The 17,479-nt window shown below is 66.7% G+C and carries 17 protein-coding genes and 2 riboswitches; of the genes, 9 read left to right on the forward strand and 8 right to left on the reverse strand.

Annotated features, from left to right (window positions below; genetic code table 11):
- Positions 1-11 precede the first annotated feature (11 nt).
- The 5 genes from ACTHQS_RS16740 to ACTHQS_RS16760 form a co-directional block, all read right to left on the reverse strand.
- Positions 12-512, reverse strand: coding sequence for an HNH endonuclease (locus ACTHQS_RS16740; protein ID WP_440171190.1), 501 nt, complete (start codon positions 510-512; stop codon positions 12-14).
- Positions 513-778: 266 nt separating this feature from the next.
- Entirely contained in the window at positions 779-1,546 is a 768-nt protein-coding gene (locus ACTHQS_RS16745; RefSeq protein ID WP_440171191.1) for an NlpC/P60 family protein, read from the reverse strand.
- 163 nt (positions 1,547-1,709) lie between these two features.
- The gene (locus ACTHQS_RS16750; RefSeq protein ID WP_440171241.1) at positions 1,710-2,390 is read right to left on the reverse strand and encodes a C40 family peptidase; all 681 of its coding nucleotides are present in this window, start codon (positions 2,388-2,390) and stop codon (positions 1,710-1,712) included.
- 70 nt (positions 2,391-2,460) lie between these two features.
- A riboswitch (cyclic di-AMP (ydaO/yuaA leader) is annotated at positions 2,461-2,640 on the reverse strand.
- Between the two features lie 128 nt (positions 2,641-2,768).
- Positions 2,769-3,584 (reverse strand): M23 family metallopeptidase, encoded by an 816-nt coding sequence (locus ACTHQS_RS16755; RefSeq protein WP_440171243.1) that lies wholly within the window; start codon positions 3,582-3,584, stop codon positions 2,769-2,771.
- A gap of 12 nt (positions 3,585-3,596) precedes the next feature.
- Positions 3,597-3,826, reverse strand: a riboswitch (cyclic di-AMP (ydaO/yuaA leader).
- Between the two features lie 116 nt (positions 3,827-3,942).
- On the reverse strand, positions 3,943-4,644 hold the full coding sequence (locus ACTHQS_RS16760) for a metal-dependent transcriptional regulator (protein ID WP_440171193.1): 702 nt from the start codon (positions 4,642-4,644) through the stop codon (positions 3,943-3,945).
- 296 nt (positions 4,645-4,940) lie between these two features.
- On the opposite strand from ACTHQS_RS16760, the gene serC reads away from it, so the two are divergent.
- The gene (gene serC, locus ACTHQS_RS16765) at positions 4,941-6,071 is read left to right on the forward strand and encodes a phosphoserine transaminase (protein WP_440171195.1); all 1,131 of its coding nucleotides are present in this window, start codon (positions 4,941-4,943) and stop codon (positions 6,069-6,071) included.
- A 111-nt stretch (positions 6,072-6,182) separates the two neighbouring features.
- Here the strand turns inward: serC and ACTHQS_RS16770 are convergent, their stop codons facing one another.
- Positions 6,183-6,731 carry a DUF3027 domain-containing protein gene (locus ACTHQS_RS16770; protein ID WP_440171197.1) on the reverse strand — a complete coding sequence of 183 codons (549 nt, stop codon included), beginning with the start codon at positions 6,729-6,731 and terminating at the stop codon, positions 6,183-6,185.
- Between the two features lie 6 nt (positions 6,732-6,737).
- Complete coding sequence (locus tag ACTHQS_RS16775) at positions 6,738-7,121, reverse strand: cold-shock protein (protein WP_018762148.1); 384 nt, start codon at positions 7,119-7,121, stop codon at positions 6,738-6,740.
- Positions 7,122-7,345: 224 nt separating this feature from the next.
- On the opposite strand from ACTHQS_RS16775, the gene ACTHQS_RS16780 reads away from it, so the two are divergent.
- From ACTHQS_RS16780 to ACTHQS_RS16810, 7 genes are all read left to right on the forward strand, one after another.
- Positions 7,346-7,579, forward strand: coding sequence for a hypothetical protein (locus ACTHQS_RS16780; RefSeq protein ID WP_440171199.1), 234 nt, complete (start codon positions 7,346-7,348; stop codon positions 7,577-7,579).
- A gap of 10 nt (positions 7,580-7,589) precedes the next feature.
- The gene (locus ACTHQS_RS16785) at positions 7,590-10,067 is read left to right on the forward strand and encodes a helicase-associated domain-containing protein (protein ID WP_440171201.1); all 2,478 of its coding nucleotides are present in this window, start codon (positions 7,590-7,592) and stop codon (positions 10,065-10,067) included.
- 13 nt (positions 10,068-10,080) lie between these two features.
- Complete coding sequence (locus tag ACTHQS_RS16790; protein ID WP_440171203.1) at positions 10,081-11,727, forward strand: DNA repair helicase XPB; 1,647 nt, start codon at positions 10,081-10,083, stop codon at positions 11,725-11,727.
- A gap of 46 nt (positions 11,728-11,773) precedes the next feature.
- Positions 11,774-12,274, forward strand: a complete 501-nt coding sequence (locus ACTHQS_RS16795; protein ID WP_440171205.1) for a DUF427 domain-containing protein — start codon at positions 11,774-11,776, stop codon at positions 12,272-12,274.
- Between the two features lie 73 nt (positions 12,275-12,347).
- Positions 12,348-13,058: a response regulator transcription factor gene (locus ACTHQS_RS16800; protein WP_056331118.1), complete on the forward strand. Its 711-nt coding sequence runs from the start codon at positions 12,348-12,350 to the stop codon at positions 13,056-13,058.
- Positions 13,059-13,060: 2 nt separating this feature from the next.
- Positions 13,061-14,572 (forward strand): sensor histidine kinase, encoded by a 1,512-nt coding sequence (locus ACTHQS_RS16805; protein ID WP_440171207.1) that lies wholly within the window; start codon positions 13,061-13,063, stop codon positions 14,570-14,572.
- 106 nt (positions 14,573-14,678) lie between these two features.
- Positions 14,679-14,966 carry a WXG100 family type VII secretion target gene (locus tag ACTHQS_RS16810; protein ID WP_440171209.1) on the forward strand — a complete coding sequence of 96 codons (288 nt, stop codon included), beginning with the start codon at positions 14,679-14,681 and terminating at the stop codon, positions 14,964-14,966.
- Positions 14,967-14,987: 21 nt separating this feature from the next.
- On the opposite strand, the gene ACTHQS_RS16815 is transcribed toward ACTHQS_RS16810, so the two are convergent.
- A complete protein-coding gene (locus ACTHQS_RS16815; protein ID WP_440171211.1) occupies positions 14,988-16,088 on the reverse strand; it encodes an RNase H family protein in 1,101 nt (366 codons plus the stop codon).
- A 143-nt stretch (positions 16,089-16,231) separates the two neighbouring features.
- Here ACTHQS_RS16815 and ACTHQS_RS16820 point away from each other — a divergent pair, with 143 nt between their 5' ends.
- Positions 16,232-17,425 carry an ABC transporter substrate-binding protein gene (locus ACTHQS_RS16820; protein ID WP_440171212.1) on the forward strand — a complete coding sequence of 398 codons (1,194 nt, stop codon included), beginning with the start codon at positions 16,232-16,234 and terminating at the stop codon, positions 17,423-17,425.
- Positions 17,426-17,479 lie beyond the last annotated feature (54 nt).

Consider the following 17,479-nt stretch of genomic DNA (forward strand, 5'->3'; position numbering starts at 1 on the left):
AGCGCAGGTAATCAGGCAGCGCGCTCCGGCAGCAGGAACGGATCCCAGGCGGGCGTCGGCTTCTCAAGCTCCTTGATCTGCCAGATCATTCCGTGCGGGGGTTCAGGAACGAACCGAAGGGTCCAACCCATTTCAGCGGGAGTGTGGTCGCCCTTGACGTTGTTGCACCGCAGGCAGGCAGCCACCAGGTTCTCCCATGAATCGGCCCCGCCCCGTGACTTCGGGTGCACGTGGTCGATCGTGTGCGCGGCTTTGCCGCAGTAAGCACATTTATGCCCGTCGCGGCGGAGCACACCCCTGCGGCTGACTGCCGTGGAGTGGTTGTACCGGGGCCGGATGTAGCGGTTGAGGAGAATAACGGACGGGCGGCCCAGTACGTCGGTGGGGCCTACCACGGGGTCGTCCCCTTCGGCCACCACGCTTGCCTTGCCCGTGAGCACAAGCACCAGCGCCCGGCGGAAAGTGATTACCGCCAGCGGTTCATATCCAGCATTCAGAACGAGAGTGCGCATGCACTTACCTCTTCACGGCCGCACCCGTCAGGGGCACGAGGGCCGGCTGCCCCCGGCATGTCCGGGCTATGGATCGACATCACAAGAGTAAGCAAAGAAGTGCAGAATCGGGTAATCGCGGCCCCTGGGCCCGTTCCAGCCCCAAAGACAAGGACAGGCAGCCATGCGGGCGCGGAAGGCTCAAAACGAAAAGGACCCCCGCCTTCCGGCAGGGGTCCTTTGCTGCAATTCGTGGCCGACGCTGGTTCAGGCCGGCACGAAAAATGTTACCTTACGCGGATGGCAACGGGTCCGGAACCAACATTGGCACTGAAGACCACGGTGTCGTTGCCGTTGTAGCCGCCGTGCACGGCCATGCCATTTCCGGCGTAGACGGCAATGTGGGCCATGCCGCCGCCGCCATCAGCGTAGTACAGGAGGTCGCCGGGCTGGGCCTGGGACATGGGCACGGTGTCACCCAGTGACAGGTAGCCGGCAGGCCAGTCATGGAAGTGGATGCCAACGGCGGCCAAGGCGTTGGTCACCAGCATGGTGCAGTCCTGGTGCACGCCAAGCTGGGCATAGGCGGCGGAGAGAATGGCTGCACCCTTCCCGCTCGCGGAAGCCTGGGCTGCAGGAGCAGCCGGAGCAGCAGCGGTGGCAACCTTGGCCGTGACCTTGGGAGCGGCAGCGGGCTGGGCAGCAGGTGCAGCCTCCTGCACCTCCACCTGGGGCTCAGGCTCGGCGACGGGAGCCGGCGTGGTGGTGACGGCAGGCTTCTCGTAGCTGATGGCGATGGTGGAAGCCGCGGAGATAGGAGCATCAACGACCGATTCAACCTCCAGCTGGGATGCCGGAGCGGAATCGCGCTTGACGTTGGCGTCGGCAGCGTTCGCAGCAATTCCGCTGGTCAGGACCAGGCCGGAAGCCGCGGCGATAACAGCAGCCTGGCGGCCCATGCCACCGGCGTTGTCGCTGACAGCTTTGGCAATGATTGCGATCGAGTTGGTTTTGGTGACCTCGGCGCGGTGCCGTGCGGTAGCACGAGTCGTCATGAGTTCTCTCTTTCGTTTTTCCTTCGGACCGCGTGTAGGCAGGCAAAGGGAACTGGACGCGCCGGCATCTTGGGGGTACGCCGGCGCATCCCGAACGGGGATGTGGTTTCTAGCGAAAAGGCTTTGGGCAAAGAAATAGCCCTTGGAGCATGAAGTCCAAGAACTACTTGTTGAGGTGGTAGTACGACGAGGTACCGGTGGCTGCAGGCGAGTGCAGCAGCGTGCCCTGGGACGGGTTGAGTGCGCTGATCATCATGCCGTTGCCGACGTAGATGCCCACGTGCGCGCCGCCGTTCTGGACGACAACGTCGCCAGGCTGCGGGGTGGAGGTGGGGGTCATGATGTTCCACGCGTTGGTGCGGGGGATGCTGATGCCGGCCTGGGCGTAAACCCACTGAACGAACCCGGAGCAGTCCCAGCCGGTGACGGGGCTGGTGCCGCCCCACACGTAGGAGTGTCCGATGCCGGTGTAGGCGATGGCTGCAATGCCGGACGTTGCCGCGGATACGGTCTCTGCGGCTTTCGCGGCCGGGGCAGCGTCCTGGCCTGCGGTGGCCGTGGCAGCGCGTTCGGCCGTAGCGGTGGACTGGGTACGCACCGCTTCCACCTTTGGAGCGGCGGTGGTCTTGACGACGGGGCGCTCGAAGGAAACCGTGGCCGTCGGGGCGGCGGTGACAGCGAGGGCCGTCTGGGCCGAACCGGACTCGGTGGAGGCAGAGACACCAGCGGTGGTGTCTGCTGCGGTGGCCGGCAGGCCCATGCTCAGGATGAGGCCCGACGCCGCTGCCACAACGGCAGCCTGGCGGCCTACGGGCCCGGCATTTGCACTCACGGCCTTGGACACGGCGTCCAAGGGGCTGGTGCGAACCGTTTGCGCACGGTGGCGCGCAGAATTATGGCGTGAAGACACGAAGGTAGCCTCTCCCAATGCCTGCGAGGTGAGCTGTCGGATTCGGATGGGAGTCACCCGGCCACACTGCTTCCTGGGAAGCTCGTGACTTAACCCCAAGGCCTTCTGAACGTGAAGGCCAAAATTGGTTCCCCCGCCCCTGCCAGACGATGAAATGCGAACGGACCTTGAGCGGTGGCAGAGTTAGGCAATCCACTCAAGAGCGTCAACTTCGGAAAAGTTGACGCGAGTTAGACGGTACAGCAGTTTTCTTTCAATGTCACATTCAGGTCACAGCGCGTGGATGCGATCTGAGAGTGGTCAATCATTTGGTTACAGCCAGCCCATCGGGTCGACCACTTCGCCGTTGACCTGCACCTCGAAGTGCAGGTGGCAGCCGGTGGACGCCCCTGTCGTGCCGCTGAGCGCCACAACGTCGCCCCGGGAGACCGTCTGGCCCACCTTGACGTTGAAGGACGACAGGTGGTTGTAGGTAGTCTCGAGCCCGTTGCCGTGGTCGATGACCACCCGGTTTCCGCCGCCGAACTGGTGCCAGCCCGCGAAGGTCACGGTGCCCGTCGCGGCAGCAAGGACGGAGGTTCCGCACTGGGCCACGAAGTCCTGGCCGCGGTGGAAGTCCCCGGAGCCACCGGTGATCGGGCTCACCCGGTAACCGAAGGGTGACGCAGTGGTGAGCGAGGCCAGCGGCGCGGCCAGGGTACCGGCCGACGCGGCCCGCGTTACGGAACCGGCGGACTGGGCGCTCAGGAGTTGCTTCAGCTTCCCGTCGGGGTCGGCCTGGGTCACTACGGCTGAGCGGCTGAAGTCGATCTGGGCCCCGATATCAGCGGAAATCTGGGGACTGACGGCGGAGGCCGCCAACGGCGCGTTGCCTGACGCGTCCGTTGCCATGACAGGACTGGTGGCGGGCACCGTGACCGTCAGCACCAGGCCGGTGGCGGCCAGGGCGATTCCAGCTTTCTGGCCGATACCGCTGGCGGCGGCAAACTCCGTCACCTGCCGGAACGGACCCCGGCGCCGGCGCGCGTCGCGATGCAGATCACGGGGGCGCTCCGCTGCGACATCTTCGACAACCCGGGGTGCCGAAGGGGTGCCGGCCGCGCGGCGCCGGCCCCGGGAGGTCTGCATGGTCAAGAAGGGTTCCTCTCTGGAAAAGCCTGCGGAGTTAGCTGTCGGATTCGGGTCAGAGAGATCAAAGACCCGGCCCGTCAGGGCAAGCTTCTGCACAGGGGTGTTCCCGGAAGAATCCTTCACTGGAGAGGCTTGCTGCTGACGGACTTCACCCCAAGGCAGCCCCCCGCTGCCGTTTGTGGTTCCCCCGCCTCTGCCAGTAACGACTCGTGCACCCGATCCGCTGGCAGAGCTCGGCTCCGGATCGGGTAACGCTTAAGTATCAACGATTGGTTCCACTATAGGGCCTTAAGACCCTAGGTAACAATTCCGTTATCTTTGCGTGGAACGACGGCGCTGGGCTATAGGGCCCGCCTCAGGACCGGCGCATGGCGACAAAAACGTGGGCTGCAACCTCGGGCGGGAGCTCCAGTGCGCCTTCGATTCCGGAGACGCGCACGGAGATGTAATCCCCCACGCGCTCCAGGCCTACGGCAGCCCCGGGCCGGATTCCGCCTTCGTCCAGTTGCGCCAGCAGTTCCGGTTCCACCTGGATCGGTTCCGCCAACCGGCTGATGGTCACCACGGAGGCGGGCGCATAACTCTTCATTGCCTCGACCAGGCTGATGGCGCCGTCGGCCAACCCGGTGGCCGGCTGTCCGCCCAGCGCCGCGAGGCCGGGGATCGGGTTGCCGTAGGGCGATTCCGTGGGATGGTCCAGCATCTCGTAAATGCGCCGCTCAACACGCTCGCTCATGACATGTTCCCAGCGGCAGGCTTCGTCATGCACGTAGGCCCAGTCCAGTCCGATGACGTCGGCCAGCAGGCGCTCGGCCAACCGGTGCTTGCGCATGACTTCGGTGGCCCGCTTGCGGCCCGTATCCGTGAGTTCCAGGTGCCTGTCACCGGAGACGACAACCAGTCCGTCGCGTTCCATCCTGCCGATGGTCTGGGACACGGTGGGGCCCGAGTGGCGCAGGCGCTCGGCGATACGGGCCCGGAGGGCAACGATGTTCTCTTCCTCAAGCTCCAGGATGGTCCTGAGGTACATCTCCGTAGTGTCGATCAGATCCGTCATCCAGCTCAGCTCCTCGAGCGCAGTACCTTGCGTTGTCCCACCGTATCGCCTCTTGCCGCGAGGTAGTCCGGGGGCCAGCTTAGCCTATTTTGACTTTGTCCGAATAGCCGCGCCCCGGGCAGCCTGACAGCGTGCGGCGCGTCTCATTGTCTGGACTTTGATCCCTCCGGCTCCCGCCCCCACTGCCATTCAGGCAGAATGGGGAAGGCCCTGTTGCGCAGCCACTGCGCGCCACCGGCCACCTTTAACCCGCCCGTCCGGACCAAAGCTTTCGTCCCCGCCGAATTGGAGCACCTGTGAGCGACACCAGCATCACGATCCCCGCCGACCTCCTGCCCAAGGACGGGCGGTTCGGCGCCGGCCCGTCAAAGGTCCGCCAGGAACAGATCGATGCCCTGGCAGCAGCGTCCAAGACCATCCTCGGCACGTCCCACCGCCAGGCGCCCGTCAAGAACCTGGTTGGATCGGTCCGGGAAGGGCTGAACCAGTTCTTCCGCGCCCCGGAGGGCTATGAGGTAGTCCTCGGCGTCGGCGGCTCCACGGCGTTCTGGGACATCGCGAGCTTCGGGCTCGTCGAGAAGAAGGCCCAGCACCTGTCCTTCGGCGAGTTCGGCTCCAAGTTCGCCTCGGCCACCAACAAGGCGCCCTTCCTGGATGCCTCCTCGATTATCACGTCAGAGCCGGGCACGCGCCCTGCAGCCCGGGCAGAGGCCGGGGTGGACGTCTACGCCTGGCCGCAGAATGAGACCTCCACCGGCGTGGCCGCCCCGGTCCAGCGGGTAGCCGGAGCCGACGAAGGCTCCCTGGTCCTGGTTGACGCCACCTCCGCGGCCGGCGGCCTGGACGTGGACGTTGCACAGAGCGATGTCTACTACTTTGCCCCGCAGAAGAACTTTGCTTCCGACGGCGGCCTGTGGCTTGGCTTGTTCTCCCCCGCCGCCATCGAGCGTGCTGCACGGATCAAGGCCAGCGGCCGCTGGATCCCGGATTTCCTGGATCTCCAGACCGCCATCGACAACTCCCGCCTCAACCAGACGTACAACACGCCCTCGCTGTCCACGCTGGTCACGCTGGACGCCCAGGTCCAGTGGCTGAACTCCAACGGCGGCCTGGACTTTTCCGCAGCGCGCACAGCTGACTCGGCCGGACGCATCTACAGCTGGGCCGAGGCCTCCGACTTTGCCACCCCGTTCGTGGCCAAGGCGGAGGAACGCTCCAACGTCATCGCCACCATCGACTTCGACGAGTCGGTTGATGCCGCGGCTGTTGCCAAGGTCCTGCGCGCCAACGGCGTCGTGGACACTGAGCCCTACCGGAAGCTGGGCCGCAACCAGCTCCGCATCGCCACCTTCGTGGCCATCGAGCCCAGCGATGTCTCCGCCCTGCTGTCCAGCATCGACTACGTTGTGGGCGAGCTGCGCAAGTAGGTACGGCAGCAGCTACAGGTAACGTACGACGGCGCCGCCCGGGTTCTTCCCGGACGGCGCCGTTTTCGTTGTCGCCCGCAAGGGCTGGCCGGTTTCCCGGCAAAGGTGCGGTCAGGCTCCCGGCTGCGTGCCGGCGTCGTCCGTGGAATCCTCCGCCGCTTCCGCTGTTTCCTGGCCGTCCGCTGCAGGCCGGGCTGCTTCGGGGGCGGCTGCTTCCCCGCTGTCGGCTTCGGACTCCTGCTGCTGGTCCTCCTCCTGCTGCTGGTCCTCGGGGCGGACGCGTTCGGCCCACGGCACCCACTCGGGGGCGAGGATCGAATCCTCGGATGGAAGCAGGCCCAGCTCGTTGACGGTGACCACCTTGGAGCGCGAGTTGCGGGTCAATACCGCGTACCACTGCCATCCTGCGTAACCGGGCAGCCTGGACTCGAACAGGTGCGTGACCAGCCGGTCGCCCTCGCTCTTGGCCGCCAGGTGCGCGCCGACGGTCGCCGCCGGCGTGATGCCCTCCACGGCGGCCCGGGCAGTGTCCACCGCAGCAGCCAGGAAAGCATCCGGCTTGCCCGTGCGCCACACGGGCACGCCGGCCTTGCGCTTGGGCGGAGTCTTGGCAGCCTGCTCCTGCACTGGCGTGCCCGGCTGTTCAGAATCGGGAGTCATGGGCGCCTAAACGTCCAGCTCGTCGGCGACCTTGCGGAGGGCGGCAGCAATGGCCTTGCCCTTGTTGCCGTCCGGGTACTTGCCCTTGGACAGGGTCCCGGACAGGTTGTCCAGGACGGTCACCAGGTCCTGCACCAGGGGGGCGAGGTCCTTGGCGCTGGGACGCTTGGCCTTGGCGATGGAAGGGGTCTTGTCCAGTACCCGCAGGCCCAGGGCCTGGGCACCCTTGCGCCCGTCCGCCACTCCGAACTCCACGCGGGTGCCGGCTTTCAGCTCCGTAACGCCCTCGGGCAGCGACGACTTGGGCAGGAAAACCTCCTGGCCGTCTTCGCCCGCCAGGAACCCAAAGCCCTTGTCCTTGTCATACCACTTGACCTTGCCGGTAGGCACGTAATCAACCTTCTTCGTTCTGCTGTCATGAGACACGGCCCGCTGCCACCGCATCCGCATTGTTGTGCGGGTTCAGGGTATGGCAAACGTAAACCGTGTTGGTCTGTATGCTTCAAGGTTATCCTGCCGCATGGCCTATTGATGCGTTGGGCAGCGCTGTTCCGCCCCAGGCGCAAGGCCCCGGCTTTAACCCGCGCCGTTCCCGGCGCGGTAGCGTTGCGTCCATGACTCCCTCGCGTTACCGGCGGCCGCTGATGGTCCTCGCCGCAGTTGTTGCCGTGCTGTCCCTGATAGCCGTGGCAGCTGTCATGGCGCTTGCCTTCGCCGGCTCGGTGGCTCCTGCCTGGGTCACCTACACCGCGCTGTACGGCCTCCCGGTGGCATTCATCCTGATGCTCCTGCTGGTCCTGGACGGTGTTGCCGCCCGGCGGCGGGCGGGAAGGACGCAGCAGCGGTAACGTTGGACTGATGTCCCTCATTCGCGCGCTTGGCAAGGACCTGGAGGCACGCAGCGACGATTCGTTGCGTGCGCTGTTCGCCGCGCGGCCGGACCTCATTTCCCCTTCCGTTCCGGACTTCGCTGCCCTGGCGGCACGGGCCACATCCCGCGTCAGCGTCCAGCGCGCCCTTGAGCGGCTCAACCGGCCGCAGATGCAGGTCCTGGAGACCCTGCATCTGTGCACCAACACCGACACCGGGCACAGTGCCTCCGCTGAGGGGGTGCACAAACTAATCCACGGCTCCGCCCTGGCCACAGTCAACCAGATCCTGGGCACCCTGCAGGAGCTGGCGCTGGTGCACCCCGCCGCTCCCCCGCACGGCACCCCTTCCCCGGCCGCCGGCCAGCCCTTCTACCTTCCGGTGGGGTCACTCAAGGACGTGGTGGGAATCTACCCGGCCGGCCTGGGCCGCAGCTATACCGAACTGGTCCGCTTGCAACCCGCCTTCGCCCAGCGGGCGGTACAGCTGGTGTCCGAACTGCACCGCAGCGGGTTCGCAATCCACGAAGCCACCACGCCCATGGAGGCTGCCCTGGCCCTTCAGCACTGGACGTCCTCCCCCGAGGCACTGCAGGACATCCTCGCCGGCGCCCCGGAACGGACGACGGCGCTGCTCGCCAGGTTCCGGAACTGGGCCATGGGTGCCGTCCCCCAGGCACAGCGGAAAGCGTCGGTCACCACGGAGGGGGCCGACGTCGGGCCCGTTGACTGGCTCCTCGCCCGCGGGCTGCTGGTTCCGCTCGACGCCGCCCACGTGGAACTGCCCCACAGCGTGGGACTGGCCCTGCGCGGCGGCGCGATCATCAACGACTTCACCCTTGCGCCACCGGTCCCCGAGCTGGGCCGGACCACGGCCGCGCTGCGCCGGAATGCGGCCCTGAGCGCCATCTCGGACACCCTGCGGCTGGCCGCCGAGCTGCTCCACGCGGTCAAGGAACATCCGCTGGCAACGCTGCGCAGCGGAGGCGTGGGAGTCCGCGAAATCCGCCGCCTGGCCGAGCACCTGCGGGTTGACCAGGGCAGGGTGAACCTGCTGCTGGAGCTGTGCGGGCTGGCCGGCCTCATCCGGCTCGATGTCGACTCCTCATCATGGGTGCAGCCGCCGCAGCTGGAATGGCTGGTCCTTCCCCGGCAGGAACAATGGCTGTGGCTGGTGAACGCCTGGCTGGCCAGCGAGCGCGTGCCCTCGATGGTGGGCCAGCCGGTGAATTCGGCTCCGGGCACACCGGCCGGGCGCTCGGCGTCGGGAACCACCATCGCCGCGTTGTCCGCCGGAGCGCAGCGGCCCGACGCTCCCGTGGTCCGCAAGCGGATCCTCGAGATCCTGCACGAGCTCACCCAGGAGGCGCCTGCGGCCGACGGTGCGGCGCCCGTTCTGGACGCCGCCGCCGTCCTGCAGCGCGCGGAGTGGTCGCAGCCGCGGATGGCCAGGCGGTTCAGCTCGCTGATCCGCGGGGTCCTCGCCGAAGCCGAAATACTGGGCCTGGTGGGTTCGGGTGCCCTGAGCCAGCTGGGCAGCGCCATCGCCGAGGACAACCCGGATGCTGCCATTGCCATCCTGGGCGAGCACCTGCCTGCAGCCCTGAACCACGTGCTGCTGCAGGCGGACCTCACAGCCGTTGCGCCGGGCTACCTCGCCCCGGCCCTGACCGAAAAGCTCTTGGTCATGGCCGACGCGGAGGGCCAGGGACCGGCCACCATCTACCGGTTCTCCGCGGAGACCATCAAGCGGGCACTCGACCACGGCTACGACGCCTCCGGCCTGCTGGCGTTTCTCCGTGAACACTCGGCCACCGCCCTACCGCAGCCGCTGGAGTACCTGGTGGAGGACACGGCCTCCCGCCACGGCAGCCTCCGCGTGGGCCAGGCCGCCAGCTTCATCCAAAGCGACGATGAAGCGGCCCTGCGCGAGCTGCTGGCTGGACCGAAAGCCACCCAGCTGGGCCTGGTCAGCCTCTCACCCACGGTGGTGGCCTCCTCGTCGCCGCCGCGTGAACTCGCCGCCGCGCTTCGCAGCTTGGGCCTGTCCCCGTCCGTGGACGGGGCCGAACCGGTCACGCATCTGCGCCGCCCTTCCACGCCGCAGGAAACCTCCCGCCCCGTCTACACCGCCCCGCGGATGGCGCCCCCGGCGGAGGAAGTCGACGCCCAACTGGACGTCCTGCGGCAGGCGGGTGCCGGCGTCGGGCACCACCCCGGCACCGCTGCCGGCAGCGAGGCCGCGACGCAGCTGGGGCTTGAGGCACTGCAAAGGGCCATCCGGCTGAAGCAACGGATCCACATGAACGTGGTGGACAGCCTGGGGAATGCCAGCCAGGAAGTCGTTGTTCCGCTCTCTGTGAGCGGGGGCAGGGTCCGCGTCTTCGATCCTGCCAAGGACACGGAGCGGGTCCTGTCCGTGCACCGCATTATCGATATCGAGGCGGCAGAGGAACTGCGCCAGTGAAGGAATCCCCCGCGTGACCGACGGACCCCTGATTGTCCAAAGCGACAAGACCATCCTCCTCGAGGTGGACCACGAACTCGCCACCGAGGCCCGGCACGCCATCGCGCCGTTCGCCGAGCTGGAACGGGCACCTGAGCACATGCACAGCTACCGGCTGACCCCGCTTGGGCTGTGGAACGCACGTGCCGCCGGGCTGGACGCGGAAAAGGTGCTGGACGCGCTGCTGAAATACTCCCGCTTCCCGGTGCCGCATTCCCTGTTGATCGATGTCGAGGAAACCATGTCCCGGTACGGCCGGCTGCGCCTCGAAAAGGACCCCCGGCACGGGCTGGTCATGCGCACCGACGACTACCCCGTCCTGGAGGAAGTGATCCGGGCCAAGAAGATCGCGCCGCTGCTGGGGCCGAGGATCGACGGCGAAACGGTGGTGGTGCACGCCTCCCAGCGCGGCCAGCTCAAACAGCTGCTGCTGAAGATCGGCTGGCCTGCGGAGGACCTCGCCGGGTACGTGGACGGCACCCCGCACCTGATTTCGCTCAACGAGGACGGCTGGCAGCTCCGGCCGTACCAGCGCCTGGCCAGCGAAAACTTCTGGGCAGGCGGCAGCGGCGTGGTGGTCCTGCCCTGCGGCGCCGGCAAGACCCTGGTGGGCGCCGCGGCCATGGCCACCGGTTCCACCACCACGCTGATCCTGGTCACCAACACGGTGGCTGCCCGGCAGTGGAAGGACGAACTGCTCCGGCGCACCTCCCTTACCGAGGACGAGGTGGGTGAGTACTCCGGCGCCCTGAAGGAGGTCCGGCCGGTGACCATCGCCACCTACCAGGTGCTCACCACCAAGCGCGGCGGCATCTACCCGCACCTGGAACTGGTGGACGGCCACGACTGGGGCCTGATCATCTACGACGAGGTGCACCTCCTTCCGGCACCGATCTTCCGGATGACCGCCGACCTGCAGGCCCGCCGCCGGCTTGGGCTGACCGCCACCCTGGTCCGGGAGGACGGCCGCGAGGGCGAGGTCTTCAGCCTGATCGGGCCGAAGCGGTATGACGCGCCCTGGAAGGACATCGAGTCGCAGGGCTACATCGCCCCGGCGGACTGCGTGGAGGTCCGGGTGGACCTGCCCAAGGATGAGCGGGTTGCCTATGCCATGGCGGATGACGCCGACAAGTACCGTTTGTGCGCCACGTCGGAGTCAAAGACCCAGGTGGTGGAACAACTGGTGGCACGGCACTCCGGGGAGCAGCTGCTGGTGATCGGCCAGTACATCGACCAGCTGGATGACCTTGGGGAGCGGCTGCAGGCGCCCGTGATCAAGGGTGATACCTCGGTCAAGGTCCGGCAGAAGCTCTTTGATGCGTTCCGTACCGGGGAGCTGCAGACCCTGGTGGTGTCCAAGGTGGCCAACTTCTCCATCGACCTTCCCGAGGCCTCCGTGGCCATCCAGGTCTCGGGCTCCTTTGGGTCCCGGCAGGAGGAGGCGCAGCGGCTGGGCCGGCTCCTGCGGCCCAAGAAGGACGGCCGGGCCGCCCGTTTCTACTCCCTGGTGGCACGGGACACCCTCGACCAGGAGTTCGCCGCCAAGCGCCAAAGGTTCCTTGCCGAGCAGGGCTACGCCTACCGGATCATGGACGCGAAGGACGTGCACGCCTCGGAGTAGGAATCCGCCGGTGCGCACAGCAGCCGCCGGAGCGCACACTGGAAGCATGAGCATACGAGTCATTCCGGCTGTGCCCGGGCCGGGGCAGGAGTCCGTGTGGGACTATCCCCGGCCCCCGCGGATCGAACCCAGCAGTGAACGGATACGCATTGTTTTGGGCGGTGAGTTGATTCTCGATACGACCGATTCCCTGCGCGTCCTCGAAACCAGCCACCCGCCGGTGTACTACGTCCCCAAGTCTGCATTCGCCGCCGGCGCACTGGAGCCTGCCTCGGGCAGCAGCTTCTGCGAGTTCAAAGGCTCGGCAAAGTACCTGACCGTTCGCGGCGGCGGCAAGGAAGCGGACAGCGCCGCCTGGTCCTATCCTGACCCCGCGTCCGGTTTTGAGGCGCTCGCGGACCGGGTGGCCGTCTACCCCGGCCGGATGGACTACTGCGAAGTGGATGGAGAGCGGGTCAAGCCGCAGCCCGGCCGCTTCTACGGCGGCTGGATCACCGCCCGTGTGGTGGGCCCGTTCAAGGGCGAGCCGGGAACCATGGGCTGGTAACCGCAAGCCCATCTCCATCATGCTCACAAGCAATATCCAGACAACTCCCAGAGACTGGGAGCATGATGGGAGCATGAACAAGAACGGTCCAGAAGCCAGGCTGCTCGTCGTCGATGATGAACCCAACATCCGCGAGCTCCTCTCCACGTCGCTGCGGTTCGCCGGCTTTGAAGTGGTTTCCGCCGCAAACGGCCGCGACGCCCTCGCCGCGGCCGACACCCACGCCCCTGACCTGGCCGTGCTGGACGTCATGCTCCCCGACATGGACGGCTTCACCGTGACCCGGCGGCTTCGCGCCTCGGGCAAGCACTTCCCCGTTCTCTTCCTGACCGCCAAGGATGACACGGAGGACAAGGTCACCGGCCTGACGGTGGGCGGCGATGACTATGTCACCAAACCCTTCAGCCTCGACGAAGTGGTGGCAAGGATCCGGGCCGTGCTCCGCCGCACGCAGCCCCTGCTCGACGACGACGCGGTCATCCGCGTGGACGACCTCGAACTCGACGACGACGCCCACGAGGTGCGGCGCGGCGGCACCGTCATTGAGCTCTCCCCCACCGAGTTCAAGCTCCTGCGCTACCTCATGCTCAATCCCAACCGGGTCCTGTCCAAGTCGCAGATACTGGACCACGTCTGGGAGTACAACTTCAACGGCGACGCGTCCATCGTGGAGTCCTATATCTCCTACCTGCGGCGGAAGGTGGACATCGACCCCGAGGCGCCGGCCCTGATCCAGACCAAGCGCGGCGTGGGCTACGTCCTGCGGACGGCTGAAAAGCGCTGACCTTGCTGAAGCGGTGGAAGTCGGCCTCACTCAGGTCGCAGCTGGTGGCCATGATCATGGCCCTGCTGATTGTGGCCCTGACGGTGACCGGCGCAGTGACCCTGACACTGCTGCACAGCTACCTCCAGGGCCAGGTGGATGACAAACTGAACGCCGCCGTCGACTCCGCCCGGAAACAACGCTCCTTCACCCAGCTGCAGGCTCCCAGTTCCATACCCACCGACTATTCGCTGATGCTCTTCGCTCCGGGCGAGCAGCCGTACACGTTCGGCGGCGATCCCGACGACCACCCGGATATCAGCTCCATGACCGTGGAGCAGGCGCAGGCCCGCGGGCTGGCCCCCTTCCAGGTCCGTGGGACGGACGGGGAGAACTGGCGCGTAGTGGCGGTGACGGTCCAGAACGGCCAAAGCACTGCCGTGGTGGTGATTGGGCTGCCGTTGGAGAGCGTGGACGACGTCCTCAAGCATGCCACCCTGGTGGTCACCGGGGTAGGCCTGCTGACGCTGCTGCTGGCATCGCTCATTGCGAGCTGGACCGTGTCGCGTTCCTTCCGGCCTCTTGCCCGGGTTGAGAAAACGGCCGCCGCCATTGCCGCGGGCGACCTCTCCCGCCGCGTGGAGGTGGAAAACCCCACCACCGAGCTGGGCCGGCTGAGCAGCTCCCTGAACGCCATGCTGGCCCATATCGAGACCGCGTTCGCAGCGCGGACCGCCTCGGAAGCAAGGATGCGCCGCTTCGCCGCCGACGCCTCCCACGAGCTGCGCACTCCGCTGGTCACCATCCGCGGTTTCTCCGAGCTGTACCGCCACGGCGCCCTGGCAACGGATGAGGACGTGGCCACGGCCATGGGCCGGATCGAAAGCGAAGCCAAGCGCATGGGGTCCATGGTTGAGGATCTGCTCCTGCTGGCGCGGCTTGACGAGCAGCGTCCCCTGCAGCAAAAGCCGGTGGACCTGCAGCTCATCGCCCACGATGCCGTGGTGGACACGCAGGCCAGTGACCGTTCCAGGGTGATCTCGCTGACCGGGCTCGACGGCGGACCGGCGGCGCCTTCCCCGGTGCTCGGCGATGAGGCCAAGCTGCGGCAAGTGGTGGGAAACCTCGTGGGCAATGCCTTGCGCTACACCCCCGAAGGCAGCCCCATCGAACTCGCCGTCGGAGTCCGCAGGACTGACGGCGGGGAGCGGTCCGTCATCGAGGTGCGGGACCACGGACCCGGCATCTCGGAAGAGGACGCAGCCAAGGTCTTTGAACGCTTCTACCGGGCGGATACGTCCCGCACCAGGGAGACAGGAGGCAGCGGCCTTGGGCTCGCCATCGTGGCGGCAATCGTGGGGTCCCACGGAGGCTCGGTGCGGGTTGAGAAGACCGACGGCGGCGGCGCCACCCTGGTGGTCAGCCTGCCCCGGCGCGAAGACGCGCCACGGGAGGGCAGCGTGGACGGACAGGAAGCATCCGCCGGCAGTACCGCAGGCGCCAAGGGCAGCGACGGATCGGTTATCCACATATAGCCAACCGGCCATCGCCCAGGCCTGCCGCTGCTCCGTAGGCTCGTCCCAGCAGCCGGGAACCCCCGGGCGCGGGGCGCTCCGCCCGCCGAATCCGAAAGGCACAGCCATGAGCATCATTTCCGTCGACACAGAATTACTGCAGCTGAAGTCCGCCAACGTGCAGGCAACCGTGGACCGGATCAGCGCGGACGTGCAATCCATGAAGCGCGGACTGGACGAGCTGCAGGGTTCGTGGCGGGGTGCCGCAGCCACCAACTTCCAGGCGCTCGTGACCGAGTGGACCATCACCCAGGGCAGGGTGGAGGCATCTCTCGCCTCCATCAACGCGGCACTGGCGTCCGCCGCCGCCACCTATGCCCAGGCGGAGCAGGGAAACGCGCAGCGGTTCAGCTGACGCCATGGCCTGAGGGTACCGTCAGGCCTCCGGAGTTCCCTGGTGGAACCGGAGCCGCCACCGGCCCCCGTCGAGAACCCACAGCGAGCTGCGGAGGATCGTGCCGGAACGTGCGAAGCTTCGGTACGTCAGCAGGACCGCGCCGGTGCCGATGCGGTCAGCACCCAGGATTTCAATATCGGTCCGTTCGCCCGGGTCCTCTTCCAGGGCCATCATCATGGCATCCCGGGTCCACACCCTTCCCGAACTGCCGATCTCCATGAAGTCGGGGTGGAGCAGGACGGCGGTCCGGCCGATGTCTCCCCGCACCAGGGGGCCCAGCAGCTCACGTTCGAGCTCTTCCACCAGCGCTTCGGGCGGGATGGAGCCGGCATGTTGGGTTGCCTCCGCAACTTCAAGGGCTTCGTTTCCGAGTTCACTGAACAGGTCAAGTTCCTCGAAGGCTGAGACCGGGGCAGGAGTTGCCCGCGGCGTTCCCGCGGCACCAGCGCCGCCAGCTGCAGGAACGTTGACGCCGGCTGCAGGCGCCCTGCCGGCCGGCGCTGCCGCGGGGCGGGCCTGCCCAGTGGACGGAATGTCCAGCGTGGCGGACGGGAGTCCGACGCCGGATGCAGGCTGCGCGGCCGCTGGACGCCCGGAGGTGCCAGGGTGGTGGCCGCCCGGGAACCCCGGACCCGACCTTGCTGCCACCCCCTGCTGGTAGGCCGTGGCGGCCGCCCTGGCACGCTCGTCGGCTGCCTCGTTCAGGTCATGGCCGGCGTGCCCTTTGACCCATTCGAAGGTGTAGGTCCTGCCGGCCAATTCCCGGTCAAGTTCCTTCAGCAGTTCCACGTTCAGGACGGGTTTTCCATCGGCCTTGCGCCAGCCCTTGCGCTTCCATCCGGGCATCCATTTGGTAATGGAGTTGATCACGTACTGGCTGTCGCAAAGAATGCGCAGGTCTTCCCCGGGCAGGTGGGCCGTGGCGCGCAGCAGGTCAAGGACAGCCATCAGCTCTCCCTGGTTGTTGGTCCCGTGGGGCCAACCGCCCGCGCGCCAGCAATCGTCATTCACATACCAGGCCCAGCCGGCCGGGCCGGGGTTTCCCAAGGCCGAACCATCAGCCGCTGCAGTAATCGTCACCGGTCCATCCTGCCAGAAGCAACTGACACGCGTACCAACCGCCCGCAGGAAAACGTTTACCAAACATTCTTGACGTGCCCTGGAATGCGCGAAACAATCGCAACATCGTGCGAGAAAGCGGTTTCTGACGCTCCCGCGCAGTTTTGAGAAAGGCACTGCAGTGGGGCAACGAGTACCTGAACGGACAGACGGACAAGGTCATCGCCGCGTTCGAAGCCTCCCACCCGAACATCAAGATCAAGGCCGAGCCCGGAGAATGGTCCAGCTACTGGGACAAACTGGCAACAAAGACTGCCGCCAACGATGCACCCGACGTCATCCAGATGGACCAGAAGTATATTGCCGAATACGGCGGCCGCGGCGCGCTGCTGGACCTCGCCAAGCAAAACGGCATCGACACCGCAAGACTGGACAAGGAGGCCCTTGCCTCGGGCCAGTATGACGGCGCGCAGTACGGGCTGAGCACCGGCGGGAACGCCTATGTCATCATGGCCAACACCAAGGTGTTTGAAGCGGCGGGGGTTCCCATCCCGGACGACAAGACCTGGACGTGGCAGGACTTCGAGGCCACCGCGGCGAAGATCAGCGCCGCAGGTGATGGGAAGTCCTATGGGGCCGCCTATGGCAGCAACGAGGCCGACCTGATCATCTGGCTGCGCCAGCACGGCGAAAACCTGTATTCCGGGGACGGGAAGCTCGACTTTGAGAACGCCACGGCCGCCTCCTTCTGGGAGCGGCTCAAGGAGCAGCGGGATTCGAAGGCCGGCCCGCCGGCAACCGTGGCCACGGAGGACGCCGGAGCCGGGCTGGAAGAGAGCCTCTTCGGTACAAACCGGGTGGCCATGGCTTGGTGGTGGACCAACCAGCTTGGTTCGCTCGAAGCCACCACCGGCAGCAGCATCAAGATGCTGCGCGCTCCGAGCACCGACGCCGCGTCGGCCAGGAACGGCATGTACTACAAACCCACTATGTTCTGGTCCGCTTCCTCCCGCTCGAAGCATCCCCAGCAGGCCGCGGAGTTCATCAACTACCTTGCCAACAGCCCGGAGGCGGGCGCCATCCTGATGACGGACAGGGGCGTGCCCACCAACAGCGAAATCGTTGCCGACATCACGCCCTCGCTGAAGCCCGCCGACACCACCGTGGTTAACTTCCTGAAGGACATTGCGCCGGATATCAAGGATGCGCCCCCGGTCCCGCCGGTGGGTGCGGGAAGCGTCCAGAACGTCATCAAGCGCTACACGGATGAAGTGCTGTATGACCGGCTGACCCCGCAGGCTGCGGCGGACGCCTTCAGGAAGGAAGTCCAGGGGATGCTGGACTCGGCACGGAAGTAAGTTCCGGGCAGGCCCCCTTCCGGGGAGACAAAAATGCGGCCCCCTCCGAAGAGG

This window comes from Arthrobacter sp. SAFR-044 (genome assembly GCF_051965175.1).
Lineage (GTDB): Bacteria > Actinomycetota > Actinomycetes > Actinomycetales > Micrococcaceae > Arthrobacter.

Excerpts from the sequence above, each read along its gene's own strand:
- ACTHQS_RS16760 (WP_440171193.1), bottom strand. The coding sequence starts at position 4,644 with ATGACGGATCTGATCGACACTACGGAGATGTACCTCAGGACCATCCTG.
- ACTHQS_RS16810 (WP_440171209.1), top strand. The coding sequence starts at position 14,679 with ATGAGCATCATTTCCGTCGACACAGAATTACTGCAGCTGAAGTCCGCC.
- ACTHQS_RS16785 (WP_440171201.1), top strand. The coding sequence starts at position 7,590 with ATGTCCCTCATTCGCGCGCTTGGCAAGGACCTGGAGGCACGCAGCGAC.
- ACTHQS_RS16795 (WP_440171205.1), top strand. The coding sequence starts at position 11,774 with ATGAGCATACGAGTCATTCCGGCTGTGCCCGGGCCGGGGCAGGAGTCC.
- ACTHQS_RS16800 (WP_056331118.1), top strand. The coding sequence starts at position 12,348 with ATGAACAAGAACGGTCCAGAAGCCAGGCTGCTCGTCGTCGATGATGAA.
- ACTHQS_RS16740 (WP_440171190.1), bottom strand. The coding sequence starts at position 512 with ATGCGCACTCTCGTTCTGAATGCTGGATATGAACCGCTGGCGGTAATC.
- ACTHQS_RS16755 (WP_440171243.1), bottom strand. The coding sequence starts at position 3,584 with ATGCAGACCTCCCGGGGCCGGCGCCGCGCGGCCGGCACCCCTTCGGCA.
- ACTHQS_RS16780 (WP_440171199.1), top strand. The coding sequence starts at position 7,346 with ATGACTCCCTCGCGTTACCGGCGGCCGCTGATGGTCCTCGCCGCAGTT.
- ACTHQS_RS16770 (WP_440171197.1), bottom strand. The coding sequence starts at position 6,731 with ATGACTCCCGATTCTGAACAGCCGGGCACGCCAGTGCAGGAGCAGGCT.
- ACTHQS_RS16745 (WP_440171191.1), bottom strand. The coding sequence starts at position 1,546 with ATGACGACTCGTGCTACCGCACGGCACCGCGCCGAGGTCACCAAAACC.